Source organism: Kribbella sp. NPDC055110, from assembly GCF_053607525.1.
Genome location: NZ_JBSGTS010000042.1, coordinates 1 through 20,656 on the forward strand (window position 1 = coordinate 1; position 20,656 = coordinate 20,656).

Sequence of the window (20,656 nt, forward strand, 5' to 3'; positions counted from 1 at the left end):
GTGCGGGGGCGAAGGTCTCGATGCGGAGCATCGTGGCCTTTGCACCCGTGCGGCGAGGTGCCGTGCCGAGTGCCCCGCAGTAGGCGCTGGATCACAAGACACGCCCTGACCGGGGGTGGTGCTCGACCCTACTCCGCGGGCATGACAGATTGTCACGGACCGATTACGCGTGGCGTCCGCTGGAGTCTGCATGAAGTTGCTTCCCCTGGCCATCGGCCTTGGGCTGTCCGTATCCGCTGTTCTCGTCGTACCAGGCTCGGGCGCTACGGCGTCCATGCAATCGGCGACTATCGTCGACAAGCCGCATCAGGTGGCGACCAAATACCTCGAGCAGAGACCGCATTGGTTCGCGTGCGGTGACGCCGAGCTTCGCACGTACTGCGCGAAGATCACCGTCCCGCGCGACTGGGCCAACCAGTACGCCGGGAACGATCTGCAGATCGCGGTCAGCAAGGTCGCACCAGCCAAGGGCAAGCCGAGCCGCGTCGTGTTCGGCAACCCGGGCGGACCCGGTGGCGCCGGCCTCGGAATGGCGCCGTACCTCGCGAGCCAGGCAGCGCTCGCCAAGGATCACCTCGCCGTCGGTTTCGACCCGCGCGGCACCGGTGGCAGCTCGAAGGTGAGCTGCGACGGCGCCCCCGGCTACACGATGGACGCGCGCGACCGCGATCCCGGGACCCGCGACCTGATCGCCGAGGCCTCGCAGATGACGCAGACGTACTGCGACCAGCAGTCCCGCGGCCTGCTCCCCTACATCACCACCGGGCAGACGGTGCAGGACATGGACCTGATCCGGCGGCTGCTCGGTTTCGACAAGATGGACTACGTCGGGTACTCCGGCGGCACCTGGCTCGGGGCGTACTACCAGACCTACTTCCCCGAGCACGTCGGCCGCTTCGTGCTGGACTCGAACACGGACTTCACCAAGACCTGGATGGACACGTTCGTCAGCCAGCCGCAGGCGTTCGAGCGCCGGTTCCGCGAGGACTTCGCGCCCTGGGCGGCCAGGTACGACGACCAGCTGCACCTCGGATCGTCACCGGGTGCGGTCATCCGCCTGTACGAACGGTTACGACGCGCCCTCAAGGAGCAGCCCGCGACCGAGGAGTTCCTGGACGGCGCGGTCAACGTCACGTACGACGAGAACACCCTCGACCTGATGGTGACCGGGGATATGTACTCGAAGCTCGATTTCCATTCCCTCGCGGCCGACCTGCTCTTTATCCATGACCTTTCCGCGGCCCAGGCCAAAGGCGGTCCGCGGGCCGCGCAGCGCCGGGTCGACGCACTTCCGAAGGCCCGCCAGCAGCAGCTCGTCGAACGTGCCGGCCGCGCGCCTGTCGGACTCCGGACGCTCGGCGAGGACGACGCCGAGGGCGCGACGTTCACCGCGATCACCTGCAACGACACGGCCTGGCCGCAAGGCCGCGAGTACGGCGAACAGCTCGCCGCACGCCTCGGCCCGCACTTCCCGCTGGTCGGCTGGACGATGACCGAGAACCCCTGCTTCTACTGGAACCGTCCGAACCTGACGATGCCCACGCCGACCGGCAAAGGCTTGCCTACAACGCTGATGGTGCAGTCCGTGCATGACCCGGCGACCAACTACAGCCTCGCCACGTCGGCCCACAGCCGGTACGCCGGTTCGCGGCTGCTGACCGTCACCGGCGAAGGCGACCACGGCGTGTACGGCGGCGTGAACCGCTGCGCCGACCGGATCGTCAACACGTTCCTCACCACCGGGGTCGCGCCGGCCAAGGACGTCAGCTGCGCCGGCCAGGGCATCCCCGCACCGGAGACCGAGGAACCCGGTTTCGACGACGGCTCCGGTACTCCTTTACGGAAGATCGCCGGATTCACAAAAGCTGTTTCCGGATATCTGCCGTAACGAGCGTTTGAAAGCCACGGCGAATTCACGTACGGACCGGAAGTTCGCGGTCACCGTCGGCGAAATCCGGCCGAGGATTTCGTTGTCAGGACAAATTTGTCAGGGCGATGTCAGGGTTCCGTCCCTGTGCGACACAGCGTGATCACGGCAACCTTGAGTCAGCGCGGAAGAGCCGGCGTCGACTGGGAGGGCTCGACGACGGCGACCGTCGCGGAGGTGGCTTCGGCCGGCTGTGAGGTGGGGGGACTGCCTGGGGGGTCAGACAGAGGACACAGTCGGCCGGGCCACAGATCTGGATCCGCGCCCTCAGATCCCTCGCGGGGCATCGTCGATCCCCCAGGTCGTGGTGCTCCGCGAGGCACGCCCACTCAGAACGAGTCGCGCGTCCGCGTCGGCGCCGTGGCTCCCGGCGGATAGCCGTCAGCGACTGCGGCCAGTGGCGCGGCACGTCCGGCCGACCAGGCCGCCCGGAACGCCCGTCGCTCGAGCGACGCTTCGACCGCGGCTCGGGTGGCTTCGTAGCCGGCCTTCTCGATCTCCGGCACCGGCGCCCGGATGACTTCTCGTACTCCGTCGGCGGCACCGAGCAGGAAAGCGGCGTACTCGCTGCGCTCGCGTTGCTGTGCGACGGCGGCCAGCTCCTCGAGCACACTGGCCGACCGCCACCGGTCCCCCAGATCGCGATGCTCGGCCAGGCTCTCGTCGAGCAGGTGTACGGCGCGGTCGGTCAGGCCACGTCGGCGTTCGACGATGCCGAGCTGGTTCAGCGACCAGGCGACACCCTCGCGGTACCCGAGCCGTTGCGACAGCGCGAGGCTCTCCTGCAACAGGTCCTCGGCCTCGACGAGCTCACCGCCGTACTGCGCGATCGCGCCGAGGCTGATCAGCGACCAGGCGAGTCCTTCGCCGTCACCGACGACCCGGAAGCTGTCGCGGGCCCGGCGGCACCGGCGCGCGCCGATCTCGAGATCGCCACGGAGCCAGGCTACGAAGCCGAGGTGGTTATGTGCCCAGGCCATCCCGGCTCGGTCTCCGAGGCTCTCATACAGGTCGTAGCTCTCGCAGTGCAGGTCCTCCGCTGCTTCGTAGTCCCCGCGCTCGCGTGCGACACCACCGAGGCGCTGCAGCACCAACGCCGTACCGGACGCGTCGCCCAGCTCCTTGTACTGCCGCAGTGCGGTCCGCAGCCGTTCGGTCGCAGTGTCGTACTCGCACTGGAGGAACGACAGCGTCCCGGCGCCCAGGTTCGCCTTCGCACACACCCCCGCGAGCTCCGCGATCCGATCGGGTGGCACCGAGTCGCCGAGTTGCAGGGCACGCTCCAGCCACTGGCTGCCCTCGGCGTAGTGCCCGCGCAGGTAGCAGAACAGCCACAGCCCGCCGGCCAACCGCAGCGCCTCGTCGACCGAGCTGGTCCGCAGCGCCCAGGCCATTGCGGCTCGTAGGTTCGCGAGGTCACCGTCCAACTTGTCGAGCCACTCCCCCTGCCCCGGCCCGCGCAGGTGGCTCTCCGATTCCTCGGCCAGGCCGACGTAGTACCGCGCGTGCGCCTCGGCTGCCTCGTCCGTCTGTCCCGCGGCCCTCAGCCGATCGGCCGCGAACTCCCGAATCACGCCGAGCATGTAGTACCGCGCGATGCCGCCGCGCCTGGTCACCCGGATCAGCGACTTGTCGGCCAGCCGCCCGATCAGGTCGAGGGCGTCGACCCGTGAGGCGCCACCGGGCATGACCGCTGCGGCCGCGCCCAGCGTCCAGCCGCCGGCGAACACCGACAGCCGGGCGAACACCTCACGCTCGGCCTCGCTGAGCAGTGCGTGGCTCCACTCGATCGCGCCGTACATGGACTGCTGGCGAGGGGACGCGGTGCGCGGGCCACCGGCCAGGATGCTGAACGACGTCTCGAGCTCGCTCGCCAGCTCCGCGATCGTCATCACGTTCGTCCGCGCGGCGGCCAGCTCGATCGCGAGCGGCATACCCTCCAGACGGCGTACGACGCGTGCGACCTGGTCGAGCTCGCCGGTCGGGTCGTAGCCGCGAGCGATCGCGCGTTCGACGAACAGCCGCACCGCCTCCGACGACGCCAACCGGTCCTCGTCGTGCGGCAGGGCCAGCGCGGGTACGACGTACACGCTCTCGCCCGGCAGCCGCAGCAACTCCCGGCTCGACGCGAGGATCGACAGGTTCGGGCAGTACTCGAGCAAGGTCGAGCAGACCTGCCCGACCGTCGCGACCACGTGCGAGCAGTTGTCGAGCACGAGCAGCGTCCTGCTCCGGCCGATCTGCTCGGCGATCTCCTCGACCAGCCGCGTGCCTTCCAGCAGATGCATGCCGACCGACGCGGCGACGGCCGGGGCGACGGCAGCGGCGTCGGTCACCGCTGCGAGCGGCACCCAGCAGACGCCGTCCGGGAAGCTGTCCACCACGTCGCCCGCGAGTGCCAGGGTGAGGCGGGTCTTGCCGACACCACCTGGTCCGGTCAAGGTCAGCAAACGCGTCAGGTGCTGCCCCAGCAGGCGCGTCGTCGCGGTCAGCTCGGTCGTCCGGCCGATCAGCTCGTTGATCGGCGCCGGCGGTTGCCGCATCGGCAGCCGCGGGGTGGTGGCCTCCTTGCGCGCCGCCGCAGCCAGCAGCGACCGGTCCGGCTCAGCGAGCCGCAGCGCGTCCGCGAGCAGGCGCAGCGTCTGCGCCCGCGGCGCCCGCCGTCGTCCCCGCTCCAACGCCGCGATCGCGTCGACGCTGAGACCGGCGCGTTCGGCCAGCGCTTCCTGCGACAGCCCCGCCTCCCGTCGGTGCCGGCGCAGTAGTCCGCCGAACCCAGCCCCTTGTCCGTCGCCCGTGCCGCGGCGAGATCCGTCTGATGGCACAGGACGGCCCCACCCAGTCTCCGACCTTGACGTGGCGGCTGCCACGTACCTTCACGAAAATATCCCGTTCCACACCCGGTTGTCAGTCATCTCGACCGGTTCACAGCGAACTCCCAGGTAACTTCCAGGGATCTCAGGCGGAGTGATCGTGGTACTCGATGGCGGTTCGCATCGCTTCCCGGGCCCGTTTCCGGTCCCCCGCGGCGTCGTACGCCGTCGACAGCCGGAACCACACCCGCCAGTCGTCGGGGGCTGCTTCCGCCTCCGCCTTGTACCGCCCGAAGGCCTCGTCTGCGGCGACCCGGTCCACCCGTCCGGACGGTCGGCGCGGCAGGTCGTCGACCGGCAGACCACCGGCGGCCTCCAGCTCACGCGCCAGCACCTCGGTCCGGCGGCCGAACTGGATCTCACGCCAGACCAGGTACGCGCCGATCAGCGGAATCACCAGGACCGCGAGCCCGAGCACGATCGGCACCGGCGTACCGACCTTGATCAGCAGCACGCCGCGCCAGCCGATCAGTACGGCGTACGCGACGAACACGACCGCGAGGACGATCGCGGTCTGCTTGGCCTTCATCTCAGGACAGATCCATGAAGTGCTCGAGTCCGACGGTCAGACCGGGCGCGCCGCCGATCCGCCGTACGCCGAGCAGGACGCCGGCCATGAACGAGACCCGGGCCATCGAGTCGTGCCGGATCGTCAGCGTCTCGCCCTCGTCGCCGAACAGCACCTCCTGGTGCGCGATCAGGCCGCGCAGGCGGACGCCGTGCACCCGGATCCCGTCGACGTCCGCGCCGCGGGCGCCGTCGAGTGCCGTCGTGGTGGCGTCCGGGATCGGCCCGGAGCCTGCCTCGCGGCGGGCGTCCGCGATGAGTTCCGCCGTACGCCGGGCCGTGCCGGACGGAGCGTCCACCTTGTCCGGGTGGTGCAGCTCGACGATCTCGACGGACTCGTAGTACGGGGCGGCCTTCGCGGCGAACTGCATCATCAGCACCGCGCCGATCGAGAAGTTCGGGGCGATCAGTACGCCGGTCTCCGGGGACTTCTCCAAGAGCGCGCGCAGGGTGGCGAGACGCTCGTCGTCGAAGCCGGTGGTGCCGACGACCGCGTGGATGCCGTGCTCGATGCACCAGGCCAGGTTGTCCATCACGACCTCGGGCCGGGTGAAGTCGACGACGACCTCGGCACCGGCCGCGGTCAGCGCGTCGAGCGCGTCGCCCTGGTCGAGCTGCGCGACCAGCTCACAGTCGGCAGCCTCCTCGACCGCGAGGCACGTCTGAGCGCCCATCCTGCCCTTGGCCCCCAGGACACCGACCTTGATCATGCGACACCTTCCTGTCCGACCCGTCCGACCTGTACGCACAGCGAGGTTCAGGATCTCATCCGGCCGGTGGGACCGGCCGCTCGGCCTTCGGGATCCAGACGCCCAGGCCGATCGTCTCCCGCGCGGGCGCCAGTTGCTCGTAATCGGCGCGGAAGTCCAGCCCGCAGCTGCGCAGGGCTTTGATCTCCAGGTCCGAGATCTCCCGGTTCAGGATCACGAGCGGCGGCCTGGACGGGTGCTCCTTCCGGCAGACCTCCTCGACACCGGCCGCCGTCCGCGCGCGCTCCTTCGGCGCGATCCAGGCCTCGCCGAGCGGGCGGCCGCCGAGCATCAGCACCAGGCCGGCCATCTTGTCGTAGGCGAGCATCGGCCGCCCGGGCGGCTCGGTGTACGGGCGGAGATCGGCGGCCAGGCGGCTGAAGTTCCGCTGGGCGGCCGGCGACAAGTAGATGCCGCGCAGCGCAGGGAGCGACGCGGCTGCGGTCAGTTGCGAGTGGCCGACGGAGCGGTACGGGTACCGGAACAGGCCGGTGTACGCGATCGTCGAGGTCGCGACCAGGGACCCGACCAGCACGAGTCCAAGCGTCAGCCGCGCCACGATCGGGACCGCCCAGATGCCGGTGAGTACGGCGATCATCACGGCGGCCCAGGCCGCGAACGCGTTGAAGCCGATCGTGAAGAGCGGCGTGTTCGTGCCGAACGCCTGGACGAGCGGCAGAAGTACGAGCAGCGCGAGAATCACCCAGGTCCGCGCGTTCTCGCGGCTCAACCGGGAGCCGGGCGTGACGCCGACGCGGGCCCCGATCACGGAGCCGACAGCGGCCACGACGGCGACCAGTACGGCGGCCAGTAGCGTTTCGGCGTACATCGGGATGTGTTGAGAGCCGCCGACCGCGCCGCCGTCGACGACAACCCGTCGTACCGACAGGATCAGTGCCAGCAGGGCGAAGATCGCCGCGGCGATCCGGAGCCGGCGCCAGGGGGCGATCACGGTTGCGGCCGTCGCGAGGAGCAGGAGACCGTGTGCGCTCAGTGTCTGACCGATCAGCTTGATGCTGCTCGACCAATAGAGCTGCAGCAGCTCGACCGGCGAGTACGACGTACCGGCGATGAACTTGTTGACGTCGAGGATCCCCGGCACCGCCACGTTCAGCCGCACCACGAAGAGCTGCACGGCGAGTGCCGCGAGGGCCAGACCGCCGAGCGCGAAGAGGATGCCGCGGGCAACGGCTCGCCGGCCCTGACCGGCCAGGACGACCACCGCGGTGATCACGATCAGCCCGATCACCACGACCGACGTCCATTTGGCCAGGACCATCGCGCCGATCACCAGTCCGGCCACGAGGAAGATCCAGTACGGGACCGGCGTACCGCGATCGACCGCGGTCGCCATCCACAGCACACAGGACACCAAGGTCAGCGCACCGAGCAGCACGACATCGTTGTAGCCGGGCGACTGCGGCAGCCAGCTGTAACACATCCCGCCCGCGGCGAGAACGACCGCCGTACCCGCAGCCTCCCAGAGCCGGGTCGGCGGCAGGCCGGGGCGTCGCCCGCGCAGCCACCGCATGAAGCTGTACCCGAACAGGAGGTGTACGACGACCACGGTGAAGAGCCGGAAGAACCGGAGCTTCACGATGTCGTAGCCGAACCACTCGAACACCGGTCCGTACAGGTACTGCACGCCGGTCAACGCCAAAGGGTTGCTGTCCCACCACCGGTACGAGAGCAGGTAATAGCCCTCGTCGGTGATGTCGAAACCTTCGTTGGCGGCCCGGCCCGCGGTCAGAATCCACCACGCCGCCAACCCGCCGGCCACCACGATGACCCCGGCGAGCAGGACGAACCGCCTGCCTGCCGAGGAAACCGTACTCACGGCCGCAACCCTAGGCCATCACTCCACAGGTATCGCTCAAGCGGTCGAGTAGGCGGTTTGCGCCTCCTCCGCGAAGTGGCACGAGACAGTCTGGCCGGACTTGATCTCCCGCAGCTCCGGTACGTCGGTACTGCACCTGGCCTCCGCCCGTAGGCACCGGGTGTGGAACCGGCATCCGGACGGCGGCAGGACCGGTGACGGCGGGTCACCGGCCAGCACGATCCGCTGCCGGCCCTGCCGCGCCAGACCGGGCTCCGCGGACAGCAGCGCCTGTGTGTACGGATGCGCGGGTACGTCGTACACCTGCTGGTGCTCGCCCAGCTCGGCGACCTTGCCGAGGTACATGACCGCGACCCGGTCGGAGACGTGCCGGACGACCGACAGGTCGTGCGCGACGAAGATGATGCTCAGACCGAGCTCGCGCTGCAGCCGCATCAACAGGTTCACCACCTGCGCCTGCACCGACAGGTCGAGCGCCGAGACCGGCTCGTCGCACAGCAGTACGTCGGGATTCAGCGCGATCGCCCGCGCGATGCCGATCCGCTGCCGCTGACCGCCGGAGAACTGGTGCGGGAACTTCGTCTCGTCCTCGGGCCGCAGCCCGACCAGTTCGAGCAGCTCACGGACCCGTTTCCGGATGTCCAGACCTTTACCGACGTCCGGGTGCACCTGGAACGGCTCGCCGACGATCTCACCGACCCGCATCCGCGGATTCAGACTGGAGTACGGGTCCTGGAACACCACCTGGACGTTGCGCCGCCAGCGCCGCAACTCGCGGCCCCGGAGCTTGCTGACGTCCACACCGCCGTACTCGATCTGGCCCGCCGTCGGCTTCTCCAGCGCAGCGAGCAGCCGGACCAGCGTCGACTTCCCGCAGCCGGACTCGCCGACGATGCCGAGCGACTCGCCCTTGCGCAGCGTCACGTCGACGCCGTCGACCGCGCGGACGACGGTCTTGGCGCCGAAGTTCAGCGCCGGGCTGATGTCGTAGTGCTTCACGACGTTCGTTGCCACCAGCAACTCTTCGGCCATTACACGGCCTCCTTCTGCGCGAGCGACGTACGCCGGATGCACGCGGCCTCACGTCCGGGGCCGACCGTCAGCAGCGGCGGCACCTCGGTCGCGCAGTCGTCGACCGCGATCGGGCACCGGGTCCGGAACGCGCAGCCGGACGGGATCGCCCGCAGCGACGGCGGCGTACCGGGGATCGTCGGCAGCTCGCGGCCCTTCAGGTCCGCCGAGGGCATCGAGCCCAGCAGCCCTTCGGTGTAAGGGTGTACGGGGTATTCGAGGGCCTCTGCCGTCGCGGCCCGCTCGACCACGTGGCCGGCGTACATCACCACGACGTTGTCCGCGACATCCGAGACCACGCCGAGGTCGTGCGTGATCAGCACCACGCCCATGTCCCGCTCGGCCTGCAGCTCGGCGATCAACTCCAGGATCTGCGCCTGCACGGTGACATCCAGCGCCGTGGTCGGCTCGTCGGCGATCAGTACGTCGGGATCGAGCGCGAGCGCCATCGCCAGCATCACGCGCTGCCGCATCCCGCCGGAGAACTCGTGCGGATAGTCCCGCACCCGCTGCGCGGCGGCCGGTATCCGCACCTGGTCGAGCATCTCCGCTGCTTTCCTGAGAGCGTCCCGCTTCGACATCCCGCGGTGCACCCGGAAGCACTCCGCGATCTGGGTCCCGACCGACTGCACCGGGTTCAGCGCCGACAGCGAGTCCTGGAACACCATCGTGATCCGGTCGCCGACGATCCGGCGTCGTTCCTTGGTGGTCATCGCGATCAGGTCCACGCCGCGGTACTCCGCCGTACCGGACACGATCCGGCCCGGCGGCATCTCCAGGATCCCGGTCAGCGCCTGCGTCGACACGCTCTTCCCGGACCCCGACTCGCCCAGGATCGCCAACATCTCCCCCGCCCGCACCTGCCAGGACACCCCGTCCACGGCCCGCACCGGCCCATGCGGCGTATCGAACTCGACCGACAGATTGTCGACCTTCAGCAGTACTTCGCCAGTGGCAGTCATCGGGCCTCCCGGTCTGGACTGAGGAGTGGAGGGAGCGAAGCGACCGGAACGACGAGGGAAGACCGGGAGTCACAGCCCGATGACCCACCGAGCCGGAGGCGAGGAATGTGCACAGTCATCGCATAAGTTTCGGGTCGAGGGCGTCGCGGATGGAGTCGCCGATGATCATGAACGAGATCGTCATCGTGGAGATGAAGAGCGCCGGCCAGATGAACAGGTGCGGGGTGTCCCGGTACGACGCCGCGACGCCGAACTGCGAACCCCACGAGATCGACGGCGGTTGCAGCCCGACCCCGAGGAACGTCAGCGCGGCCTCGAGCCCGACCATGCCGCCGATGCCGAGCGTGGTCATCGCGAGCAGCGGCGCCATCGCGTTCGGGAACACGTGTTTGCGCAGGATCCGCACCGGCGGCACGCCGATCGACCGGGCCGCCAGCACGTACTCGCGGTTGCGGACCGAGAAGACCGTGGCCCGCATCAGCCGCATCCCGCCCGGCCAGCCGATCAGCAGGATGACGCCGACGATGATCCAGATGCTCCGGTTCGCGACCGAGTTCAGGATCACGATCAGCACCACGAGGCCCGGGATCGAGAACAGTACGTCGGCCGTCCGCGAGATCAGGCCGTCCACGAAACCCGGGAAGTACCCGGCCAGCAGGCCGAGCGAGCCGGCCAGCACGAACACGCCGAAACTCGCGCAGATACTGACCAGCACCGACGGCCGCGCGCCGTACACGACGTTCGCGAAGTAGTCGCAGCCCTGGATGTCGAACCCGAACGGATGCCCCGAACTGCGGCCCTGCCGGCTCTTGGCCAGCTCGCAGAACCGCGGATCGGCGGACGTGAACAGTTTCGGCACCGCAGCCATCGTGAAGAACGCCAGCAGCAGCAGGCTGCACACGATGAACTGCGGCTTGCGCAACAGCGCCCGGAGCAGCTCGCGGTTGGACAGCGTGCGGCCGTCGCCGATTTCCTGCGCCTCGGCACCGACCGCCGCGGTGATCTGTTCAGACATGGCTTACCTCAAACATTGCGCACCCTCGGATCCAGGACGCCGTACAGGAGGTCGATCAGCAGGTTGATCAGGATGAACGAGATGAACGCGAGGGTGGACAGCAGCACCACGACCCCGCCCTCCTTCAGCTTGATCGCCTGGAACATGAACTGGCCGAGCCCGGGCAGGTTGAAAATGCTCTCGGTGATGATCGCGCCGCCGAACATGCCGGCCAGGTCGAGGCCGATGAACGTCACCACCGGCAGCAGCGCGTTCGGCAGGATGTGCCGCCACAGCACCCGCTGCTCGCCAAGCCCCTTGGCCCGCGCGGTCTTCACGAAGTCGGCGTTCACCGTCTCCACGATCGACGTCCGCAGCAGCCGGGCGAGGCCCGCGAACCCGAGGATGCCGATCACCAGCGCGGGCAGCAGGTACGAGACCGGGAACCCTTCGAGCACACCGGACACCGGGAACCACTTCAGCTCGACCCCGAACAGGTACTGCGCGGCGAAGTACGCCACCAGTCCGGGCACCGCGAGCAGCACAAGTGTTGCCAGCAGCAACGACCGGTCGACCCAGCCGTTGCGCTTGAAGCCGGCGTAGATACCGAAGAACAGCCCGAGCGTCCACTGGACGGCGTTCGCCAGCAGCGTCAGCTTCAGCGTCACCGGGATCCGCAGCCGCAACTGGTCGGCGATGTCCGCGCCCGCGAACGTCGTACCGAAATGGCCGGTCAGGATGTCCTTCATGCTCAGCAGGTACTGGACGATGAACGGGTCGTCCAGGTGGTACTGCGCACGCTTGGCGGCCAGCACCGCGGCCGGGATCGGCTTGTCGCCGGCCAGCTCCCGCAGGGGGTCCCCGGGCATCGCGAACACGAGCGCGAAGACCCCCAGCGTCACCAGCACACCGATCGGCACCGCCGCCACTGCACGGCGCAGGATGTAGCGGATCACTTGAACGTTGCCCAGAGGGCCGATACTCCGGTGAACTTCGAGACGCGCGGCGTGATCTTCGCCGAGTGCAGGTACGCGTTCGACTTCGTGTACAGCGGAATCAGCGGCATGTCCTCGAGCGCGATGTCCTCGGCCTGCTGGTACAGCTTGATCGCCTTGTCCGGGTCCGGCTCGGCGTCGCCCTTGGCCAGTACGGCGTCCAGCGCCGGGTTGGCGTAACCGGCGAAGTTCGCGTCACCGTTGGACTTGAACATCGGCGTCAGGTAGTCCTCGATCGACGGGTAGTCGTGACCCCAGCCGCTGAAGCGCAACCCGTCCAGCTTGCGGCTGTCGGCGAGCTCACCGATCTCCGAGCTCTGCTTGCCGGTGTACTTGACGGTCAGGCCGAGGTTCTGCCGGAGCATGTTGCCGATCGCCTCGGCGAAGATCTGACCGGTCGCCGACGAGGTGTTGTAGTTGATGTTCAACGGGCCGGAGAAACCGCCGGCCTCCTGCAGCAGCTGCTTGGCCTTGGCGGCGTCGAAATCGCAGTACTTGCAGGCGTTGTCGCGGTACCCGGCCATGTCCGGCGCGACCAGACCCTTGGCCGGCTCGGACAGCCCGACCAGGTCCGCGAACGCCTTCCGGTCGATCGCCATCGAGAACGCGTGCCGCAGCTTCGGGTTCTTGAACCGCGCGTCCCAGGCCGGGATCACCAGGTAGTTGGCGCCGGAGCTGATGCTGGTCACCCACTGGTCCGGAGCGTCGGTCTTGAAGCTCTTCACCTTGGTCGACGGCACGTCCACGAAGTCAACGTTGCCGGCCAGGAACTCGTTGTACGCCGTGTCCGCGTTCGGAATGAACCGGTACGTGATCGCGTCGGCCTGCGGTACCTGCGGGCCCTTGTAGCCGTCCCACTTGGCCAGCTTGATGTCGTCACCGGCGTTCCAGTCGGCGGCGAGCTTGAAGGGGCCGTTGCCGATCGGCTTGCGCTTGTACGCGTCCGGGTTCTTCCGCACCTCTTCCGGCAGCGGCGCGAGGCCGAGGTACTGCAGCGTCAGGCCGAACTGCGAGAACGGCACCTTCAGCTTGACCGAGAACGTCAGGTCGTCGATCTGCTTCAGACCGCTCAGCGCCTTCACCGCGGTCGGCTTCGGCGTGGCGCCGTCCGGGGTCGGCGGGTTCAGGGCGTCGTACCCGTCGACCTTGGAGAAGAAACCGTTGTTCTTCCAGGCGTTCGAGCCCATCGCGGTCATGTTCCAGCTGTCCACGTAGTCCTTCGCGGTCAGCGGCTGACCGTTCTGGAACGTGTTGCCGGCCTTCAGCTTGATCGTCCAGGTCTGGCTGGCCTTGTCCGGCGTGACCGAGTCGGCCATCACGTTCTGCAGCTTGCCGGTCTCCGGGTCCGTGGTCACCAGCGGGGCGAACATCGCCATCGCGACCGAGATCCCCGGACTGCCGTTCTCGTTCAGCGGGTTGATGTACTCCAGCGGGTCGGCGGCGATCGCGATGACCTCGCTCTTGCTGCCGGTGCCACCACCGGAGCCGCTGCTCTTGCCGTCGCCACACGAGGCGAGCACCAGAGTTAATCCGAGTGCCACCCCCACTACCCCAGTCAGACGTCGCACGGTCAAACCAACTTCCTCGGCGGGAGGGCCGCTAGGCGGGCGGATCAAGCGTCATCGTGGCTGGTCATAACTGCGCATGTCAACGTTGTCAGGCACAAAGCGGCGGCGCGTAACGTGAGCGTTACTTTGCCAAGACCTCAGATGACCAGCCCTCACGTACGGAGCGAGCCCCCACTTAATCAGATCAGTACGCCAGAGTCATCAGATGACAGGTCAGATCTGGTCAAATTCGCTTCTGCGCACAGTTGCGCACTTATCGGTAGCCGGCCGCTTGCAGACGGTAAAGCTCGGCATACGTACCGTCCGTTGCCATCAGCTCGTCGTGGGTCCCGCGCTCGGTCACCCGGCCGTCCTCCAGTACCACGATCAGGTCCGCCGAGCGCACTGTCGAGAAGCGATGTGAGATGAGCAACGTGATCCGCCCGTCGGCCCGTCCGGCCCGCGCCTCAGCGGCCAGCCGCCCGAAAACGGCCGCCTCGGTCTGCGGATCCAGCGACGCACTCGGCTCGTCCATAATCATCACCAGCGGCGCCCGACGAACGAGCGTGCGGGCGATCGCCAGCTTCTGCCATTGCCCGCCGGACAGTTCGACGCCGTCGACCCACGACGTACCGAGTTGGGTGTCGATGCCTTGCGGCAACGAGTCCACGAAGCTCGCGTCGGCCTCGGTGAGGGCGGTCCGCACCTGGTCCGGCGGCTCGGACAGTCCACCGACCGCGACGGCGTCGCCGACCGTCAGCTGGTACCTGACGAAGTCCTGGAAACCGGCGCTCACCTTCTGCCGGTAGTCGTCGAGGTCCATCGTGGCGAGATCGACTCCGTCGACGAGCACCGCACCCGAAGCGGGCCGGTACATGCCGGTGAGGAGCTTGACCAGGGTCGACTTGCCCGCGCCGTTCTCGCCGACGATGGCGACCGTGTGGCCGGCTGGCAGGAACAGGTCGGTGCCGGGGAGGGCGAGGCGATCGTCAGCGCCGTACCCGAAGGTGACCTGTTTCAGTTCGATTCCATGGACCAGGCGATCCGGCGCGGGCGCGGTGCCTGGTTCCGTTTCGGCCTGGTGCGCAAGCCAGAAGTAGTGCTCGGCCGTCGTACGCACACGCAGTACGGTGCCGGCGAGGTCGAGAACGCGGTTCGCCGCGCTCACCACGGCGCCAGCCAGGGCGAGCGCCAAGGCCACGTCACCTGGGGTGACACTCGCGTCGTGAAGGATCAGCACCATCGCGGCAACGTACGCGAGCGGGAACACCGCCCAGCCGACCGACCCGATCAGGACCGATCGGAAGAGCGCCTGGTGAGCGATGGTGTTGGCCTTGTCCGCTGCTTCGCGGTGATGATTCAGTAGCTCGACGCCCATGGACGCGACGTGCAGCTCCTGCGCCGACGACGGGGCGACCGACAGCATGAAGAGTTGTTGTGCGAGCCGTCGTTCCGGAGCCGCCTCCAACTCCGATCGTCGGCGGATCCGTTCGGCCCGGCGGCTCAGCCACAGCGAAGGAATCGCAACCAGCGGGAGCACTACCAGTACCGGGTTCAGGTCTGCCAGCAGGACAGTGCTGATCGCCAGTTGGGCCACAACGAACAGGCCGATGAACGGCATCGTGACGCTGTCCGCGAGGTCAGGTGCCTCACGGCGCAGCGTCTGCAGGCGGTCCAGGAACTCGGGCCGCTCGAAGTGGTGGATCTGCGGCGCGCCCGCGGCCAGCCTCAGTACCCTGCGCTCGGCGACGAAACTGGAGCGCTCACGCATCCGGATCGTTGCCCAGCGATAGCCGATCGGGGCCACGAGCACGAAGAACAGTGCAACGGCGACCGCGATGCCTCCGGCAACGATCTGGCGCGGTTCGCCGGCGACCACGCCGTCGACCAGGGGCCGTACGCCGAGCGCGACGAGCAGCGGGCTGACGAAACTCGACATCGTGACGACGGTGTAGAGCGTGAACAGGCCCGGGCCGATCTCCCAACCGAGTCCGATCAGCAGACGCGCGGTGGCGAGCCACGACTTCATTCCGGGACTCCCTCGAAGCGAGCCGCCTGCAGACGGAACAGATGGGCGTACGTACCGTCTCGCTCGAGCAACTCGTCGTGCGATCCTTGCTCGATCACCCTGCCTTCGTCGAGTACGACGATGGACGAGGCCTGGCGCACCGTGGAGAAGCGGTGCGAGATGAGGATCGTGGTCAGTCCGGCGGTCAGGTCCAGGAAACGCCGGTACAGTTCCGCTTCGGATCGGGCGTCCAGGTGCGCGGCGGGCTCGTCCAGTACCAGTACGGACGCACCCTGCTGGACGGCGTACAGCGCTCTCGCGAGGCCCAGCCGTTGCCACTCGCCGCCGGACAGCTCGACACCGCCGTCGAACTCGGCCGAAAGCACGGTCTCCCAGCCCTTCGGCAACGCCTCGACAATGCTCTTCGCTCCGGCCCGCTCGACTGCGACCTCAACGTCTGCATCACGGCGGCCGAACCGGACATTGCTGTACGCCGACATCGGCAGCCGCACCGGCTGCTGGAAGACCACCGCGAGCCTGCGCCGCCAGTCGTCGGTATCGAGGTCCTGCAGCTCGACGCCGTCGATCAGGATCGAGCCCTCGGTCGGTTCGTAGAGACCGCACAGCAGCTTGACGAGGCTGGTCTTCCCGGCACCGTTCGCGCCGACGACCGCGAGCGATTGCCCGGCCGGAATCACCAGGTCGAGCTCCTTCAGTACGCGACGGCTCGTGCGTGGATAGCCGAAAGACACGTTGCTGAAGGCGATCTCCCGTCGTGGCATCCCGGTTGCTGGCCGCGATCCACTGGCGGGCGCGGCTGTCGGTGCGATCGCGCGCATCGCATCGTCGTACCGATCGAGGGTTGCGAGGGCGAGCTCCGTCTGCAGGCCGGACCAGGACGATTGCTGGATGCCGCCCAACGCGACCAGGAACGCCTGGACGTACGTCGCCGTCGGACCGGCTGCGAGGCGACCGGCCATCGCCTCGCGCACTACTAGCAGGATGCCGCCGAGGACGACAACGCCCAGGAACGCAGTCGCAACGAGCGGGCGACGGCCTGCCGGGGCCAGGACCCGCTGCATCGTCGCCGCCCATGTCTCCCCGTGGCGGCCGACGACGAACTCCGGCAATCCGAACAGGCGGATCTCCTTGGCGGCCGGCGGGGTGGTTCCAAGGTCGTTGAAGTACCGCATCCGGCGTGCCGACTCGGTTGCGCCGTAGTGGTGCCCGGCCTCGGTACGGGACGCGACGCGGTCCTCGTACGCCGCCCACACACCGGCCACGAGCAAACCCGCGCCGAGCCACCAATGGAATCCGGCGAGAATGATGCCTGAGGCCACCAGAATGATCCGCCCGGTGGCCAAACCGCCGATCGTGCTCGCGAACCGACCCGGGCGCGCCCAATCCGCCCGCAAGGTGTCCCGCCCGACCTCTACCAGTGCTGCAGTCGCAGGATCCTCCAAGTGCCGGACGCCGCTCGGCGCAGCCACAGCCCTCATCAACTCGTGCTGCAGCAGCGCATCAACCCGCTCCCCCAACGCAGAAGCCGCCGCCCGCTGCAGAGCCCCCGCAAGCCACTGCAACAACAAACACCCACCAGCCACCACAGCCCACCCCATCGAGTGAGCCCGATCCCCCCGAGCAACCCCCGCAACAACCTGCCCCAGCGCCACCACCGCCCCCACCGGCGCCGCAGCCGCCAACACCACCATCCCCACGACGAGAACCGACAGCCCTCTACCCGCGCCCCAGGCAACGGATGCAAACCGCCAGAGTCCACCCACCGCCCCAGTTAACAACGCCTCTCAGTCCACCTACCGCCCAAGCAGAGCCCCGGCTACCCGGTTATGTCACCACTAGCGGGTTGCACAACCTGCCAGCGGTGACATGCGCCGCCAGCCGGGCGGCGGGGACCGCCACGCAGGCAGAAGGTGCCTTTTTCGGCGTGGGTACGGCGTTTCGGCCGGGTTCTGCCTGCGTGGCGGGCCGCAATCAGGCCTTCTTATCGGCGGCTCGGCTTCAGGGCGTTCACCGGGTATGCGCGGTTTGGGTGGTAAAGAGGCGGGGGAAGCGGGTGGTGGGGTCGGTCATCAGGTCGTCGTACGTTCCTTGCTGGACTACTGTGCCGTTGTCTATGACGTAGATGCGGTCCATTTCGCGGAGGGTCCAGGCTCGGTGGGAGACGACGATCGTGATGCGGGTGGCGCTGGTACGGCGTAGGTCGGTGAAGATCTCGTGTTCTGCTTCGGCGTCGATGGCGGAGGTGGGCTCGTCGAGGATCCAGACGCCGGCGTCGCGTAGGCGGATGCGGGCCAGTGCCAGGCGTTGCCACTGACCGCCGGAGATGCCGGTGCCTCCCCATTGCTGCCCTAGCTGCGTGTCGAGCGGGAGGTCGGCGGCGAACGTGTCGGCCAGCGCGTTGCGGATGTCTTGATCCGTGACAACCTCCGGCGCTCCGAGGGCGACGGCGTCGCGGAGGGTGAACTCGAAGCGCCCGAACTCCTGTACCAGCAGGCCGAAGTGCGCGAGCCGCTCGTCCTCGGCCAGCGCGTCGGAGTCCGCGCCGTCGATCAGCACCCGCCCACTGCCGGGTCGCAACGAACCGACAAGCAGGTTGATCGCCGTCGACTTCCCGGCCCCGTTCACACCGACCAACGCAACCATCTCGCCCCGGCGGGCCTCGATGGTCACGTCGCGAAGAGTCGGCTCGGCCGCGCCCGGGTAGCCGAACGTGACGTTGTCCAAGGCAACGGAATCGACCTGCCGGACCACCGCGCAACGCGCGCCGTTGGACACGCTCCGCACGAATCGCCGGTAGATCGCGGCCTGTGGAGCCGCGGTGACGATGCTGCCGAACGCGTACCCACACTGGCGAATCGCGTTCAGCCCAGTGATCGTGCCGGCCACCGCCGCAGCCGCCGCTCCCCCGGTCGCACCACCGAGCACCAGAGCGACCAGCGCACCACCGAACAGCAGCACAGTAGCCAGCGCCGCACCCAGCTCGTACAACAGCGCCGTACGGATCATCCGATCGAGGACCCAGGTCGCCGACGCCCGGCTGCGCGCGACCAGGTCGGCCACCTTCCATCCCGATCCCAGCACCGCCAGCTCGGTCCCCGGGCGCTGCTGGATCAGTTGCTCGGTCGCGTACGCCGCCCTGCGCTCGTGCTCCCCCACCCGCGGCCAGTCCTTCGCCTCCATCCGCGAGATCAACGTGAACGCGAGAACTGTCGGCACCAACGCTGCGAGCACCAGCAGCCCGGACACCAGGTTGATCGACGCGATCGCGAGGCACAGTACGACCGAGGTCGCCGCCGCGCTGAGCAACTGCACCGGCTTGCCGGCCACGTCGCTCATCGGGTGCGTCGCGGTCTGACTCGCCTCCAGGTCGCGGACCGTCGCGGGCTCGGCCAGCCTGCTCGGGCTCAGCCGGGCGGCAGCGCGGGCAAGTTCGATCCGCAACTCGAGCCGGAGGCGAAGCATCATCCGCTGGCCGACGCCGTTCGACACCTGGGTCAGCGGATACATCGACCCGACCACCACGGTCAGCCCGACGAGCGGACGCCATACGTCACCGCTGTCGATCAGAGCGCGGATCAGCACCACCTGCGCGCCAGGCAGGATCGCCAGCAGGAGTTGGAGAACCGAGTACGTCGCGAGCCGGCCCGGGGTGATCCGGAGGGCGTCGGTCAGGGAGTCACGGGCAGTACGGAACGCGTCGAGCACGATGATCCTCGCAAGGCAGGCCGGAGCCGCGCCGGTGTTCCAGCGCGGTTCGCGTCGGCCGCAAATTGCGTGTCATCCCAGCAAGCAGGCCCAGCCCGTGCGTTCAGGGATCCAGGGGCAGATCACGTATGACGTCTTCGCTTCAAGCTAGCGTCACCAGGGGTCAGGAGTGTGGTCAGTAGCGACGCGGTGATGAGTGTGATGCCGAAGTACATGACGCTGTTCACGCCCGCGTGATCGGCGAACAGGCCGCCGAAGAGGGCGCCGAGGGCGATCGAGGTGTTGTACGCCATCGTGTTGAGCGACATGGCTGCCTCGAAGGTCTCGGGGGCAGCGGCCTGCGTGAGGTTCACCTGGCACAGCTGGACGACGCCGAACGACGTACCCCACAGCACCAGTGCGACGACCTGACCGACGGGCCCATGATCGACGGCCAGCAACAGCAGCAGGGCTGCGGCGGCACCGGCGCAGCCGGCCATGAAACCGGCGCGGCTGTTCCAGGACACCACGCGTCCGCCGATGAAGTTTCCGGCCGCCCCAGCCGCGCCGTACGCCATCAGCACGGCGGTGATGAACGCGGGTGAAGCAGATGACTCACCTTCCAGGAAAGGCCGGACGAAGGTGTAGGCGCCGAAGTGCCCGAGCACGAACAGCATCACCATCAGCATCACCAGCCGGAGCCGCGCGTTGCCGACCGGGAGCGCGAAGACCGCCCGCACCGGCACCGCGTTGTCGGACGGCAACCAGGGAATCGCAAACACGACCGCGACCAGGACAAGCAGGCTCAGCCCCGACCAGATCAGGAAGGTGGTGCGCCAGTCGGTCCGGCTCTCGAGGAAGATCCCGAGCGGGATGCCGACGACCGCCGCGACCGAGATGCCGGACATGACGACCGCGGCCGCCTTGCTCGCGTCGCGCTCGGCCACCAGGCGCATCGCCATGCTGACGCCGATCGCCCAGAACACCCCGCTGGCGAATCCCATGCACAGCCGGGTGGCCAGGATCAGACCGAAGTTCGGGGCGATCGCGGTCACCAGGTTTCCCACGGTCAGGACCGACAGCAGGACGGACAGCAGAACGCGGCGATTGACCCGCCGGCTCCAGGCGACGATGAACGGTACGCCGAGGCCGGCCGAGACGCCGTACAGCGTCACCATCAGGCCGGCGACCCCGACCGGAACGCCGAGGCTGGTACTCAACGGGGTGAGGAGGCCGACGGGCATCAGTTCGGTGGTCAGGAAGACGAACAGGCTGGCGGTGATCGCGGCGACCCCCAGCCACGAGCGATTCGTCGAGGCCCGCGGCTTCGTGAGGACATCTTGGTTGGTCACTCCGGTAGTTTCCGGCCGCCGCGATCAATGAGTCCAACACATGTTCGTCACGCCATCGATCGTGATTCA

14 protein-coding genes are annotated in these 20,656 nt (G+C 68.2%); 1 reads left to right on the forward strand and 13 read right to left on the reverse strand.

The window, feature by feature from the left end:
* Nucleotides 1–190: 190 nt before the first annotated feature.
* Entirely contained in the window at nucleotides 191–1,888 is a 1,698-nt protein-coding gene (locus tag ACWF0M_RS36040) for an alpha/beta hydrolase (RefSeq protein ID WP_452240245.1), read from the forward strand.
* Between the two features lie 368 nt (nucleotides 1,889–2,256).
* Here the strand turns inward: ACWF0M_RS36040 and ACWF0M_RS36045 are convergent, their stop codons facing one another.
* The 13 genes from ACWF0M_RS36045 to ACWF0M_RS36105 all read right to left on the reverse strand — a co-directional run bounded on the left by ACWF0M_RS36045 (nucleotide 2,257) and on the right by ACWF0M_RS36105 (nucleotide 20,587).
* Nucleotides 2,257–4,752, reverse strand: a complete 2,496-nt coding sequence (locus tag ACWF0M_RS36045) for an ATP-binding protein (RefSeq protein ID WP_452240246.1) — start codon at nucleotides 4,750–4,752, stop codon at nucleotides 2,257–2,259.
* A 133-nt stretch (nucleotides 4,753–4,885) separates the two neighbouring features.
* The gene (locus ACWF0M_RS36050; RefSeq protein WP_452240247.1) at nucleotides 4,886–5,329 is read right to left on the reverse strand and encodes a hypothetical protein; all 444 of its coding nucleotides are present in this window, start codon (nucleotides 5,327–5,329) and stop codon (nucleotides 4,886–4,888) included.
* 1 nt (nucleotide 5,330) lies between these two features.
* Complete coding sequence (dapB, locus tag ACWF0M_RS36055; RefSeq protein ID WP_452240248.1) at nucleotides 5,331–6,077, reverse strand: 4-hydroxy-tetrahydrodipicolinate reductase; 747 nt, start codon at nucleotides 6,075–6,077, stop codon at nucleotides 5,331–5,333.
* Nucleotides 6,078–6,132: 55 nt separating this feature from the next.
* Nucleotides 6,133–7,953, reverse strand: a complete 1,821-nt coding sequence (locus ACWF0M_RS36060) for a hypothetical protein (protein ID WP_452240249.1) — start codon at nucleotides 7,951–7,953, stop codon at nucleotides 6,133–6,135.
* A gap of 36 nt (nucleotides 7,954–7,989) precedes the next feature.
* A complete protein-coding gene (locus ACWF0M_RS36065) occupies nucleotides 7,990–8,985 on the reverse strand; it encodes an ABC transporter ATP-binding protein (RefSeq protein ID WP_452240250.1) in 996 nt (331 codons plus the stop codon).
* Nucleotides 8,985–9,986 carry an ABC transporter ATP-binding protein gene (locus ACWF0M_RS36070; RefSeq protein WP_452240251.1) on the reverse strand — a complete coding sequence of 334 codons (1,002 nt, stop codon included), beginning with the start codon at nucleotides 9,984–9,986 and terminating at the stop codon, nucleotides 8,985–8,987. The genes ACWF0M_RS36065 and ACWF0M_RS36070 overlap by 1 nt, the downstream gene beginning before the upstream one ends.
* Nucleotides 9,987–10,101: 115 nt before the next feature.
* Nucleotides 10,102–11,001 (reverse strand): ABC transporter permease, encoded by a 900-nt coding sequence (locus ACWF0M_RS36075; protein ID WP_452240252.1) that lies wholly within the window; start codon nucleotides 10,999–11,001, stop codon nucleotides 10,102–10,104.
* Nucleotides 11,002–11,009: 8 nt separating this feature from the next.
* Nucleotides 11,010–11,936 carry an ABC transporter permease gene (locus ACWF0M_RS36080; protein WP_452240253.1) on the reverse strand — a complete coding sequence of 309 codons (927 nt, stop codon included), beginning with the start codon at nucleotides 11,934–11,936 and terminating at the stop codon, nucleotides 11,010–11,012.
* Complete coding sequence (locus ACWF0M_RS36085) at nucleotides 11,933–13,543, reverse strand: peptide ABC transporter substrate-binding protein (RefSeq protein ID WP_452240254.1); 1,611 nt, start codon at nucleotides 13,541–13,543, stop codon at nucleotides 11,933–11,935. The genes ACWF0M_RS36080 and ACWF0M_RS36085 overlap by 4 nt, the downstream gene beginning before the upstream one ends.
* Nucleotides 13,544–13,796: 253 nt before the next feature.
* The gene (locus ACWF0M_RS36090) at nucleotides 13,797–15,551 is read right to left on the reverse strand and encodes an ABC transporter ATP-binding protein (protein ID WP_452240255.1); all 1,755 of its coding nucleotides are present in this window, start codon (nucleotides 15,549–15,551) and stop codon (nucleotides 13,797–13,799) included.
* A complete protein-coding gene (locus ACWF0M_RS36095) occupies nucleotides 15,548–17,113 on the reverse strand; it encodes an ABC transporter ATP-binding protein (protein WP_452240256.1) in 1,566 nt (521 codons plus the stop codon). The genes ACWF0M_RS36090 and ACWF0M_RS36095 overlap by 4 nt, the downstream gene beginning before the upstream one ends.
* A gap of 445 nt (nucleotides 17,114–17,558) precedes the next feature.
* A complete protein-coding gene (locus ACWF0M_RS36100) occupies nucleotides 17,559–19,256 on the reverse strand; it encodes an ATP-binding cassette domain-containing protein (RefSeq protein WP_452240257.1) in 1,698 nt (565 codons plus the stop codon).
* Between the two features lie 122 nt (nucleotides 19,257–19,378).
* Nucleotides 19,379–20,587, reverse strand: a complete 1,209-nt coding sequence (locus tag ACWF0M_RS36105) for an MFS transporter (protein ID WP_452240258.1) — start codon at nucleotides 20,585–20,587, stop codon at nucleotides 19,379–19,381.
* Nucleotides 20,588–20,656: the final 69 nt, after the last annotated feature.

What these genes read in the sequence shown, in the direction of transcription:
- dapB (WP_452240248.1), bottom strand. Translation starts at nt 6,077, where the DNA reads ATGATCAAGGTCGGTGTCCTGGGGGCCAAGGGCAGGATGGGCGCTCAG.
- ACWF0M_RS36065 (WP_452240250.1), bottom strand. Translation starts at nt 8,985, where the DNA reads ATGGCCGAAGAGTTGCTGGTGGCAACGAACGTCGTGAAGCACTACGAC.
- ACWF0M_RS36040 (WP_452240245.1), top strand. Translation starts at nt 191, where the DNA reads ATGAAGTTGCTTCCCCTGGCCATCGGCCTTGGGCTGTCCGTATCCGCT.
- ACWF0M_RS36075 (WP_452240252.1), bottom strand. Translation starts at nt 11,001, where the DNA reads ATGTCTGAACAGATCACCGCGGCGGTCGGTGCCGAGGCGCAGGAAATC.
- ACWF0M_RS36070 (WP_452240251.1), bottom strand. Translation starts at nt 9,986, where the DNA reads ATGACTGCCACTGGCGAAGTACTGCTGAAGGTCGACAATCTGTCGGTC.
- ACWF0M_RS36090 (WP_452240255.1), bottom strand. Translation starts at nt 15,551, where the DNA reads ATGAAGTCGTGGCTCGCCACCGCGCGTCTGCTGATCGGACTCGGTTGG.
- ACWF0M_RS36050 (WP_452240247.1), bottom strand. Translation starts at nt 5,329, where the DNA reads ATGAAGGCCAAGCAGACCGCGATCGTCCTCGCGGTCGTGTTCGTCGCG.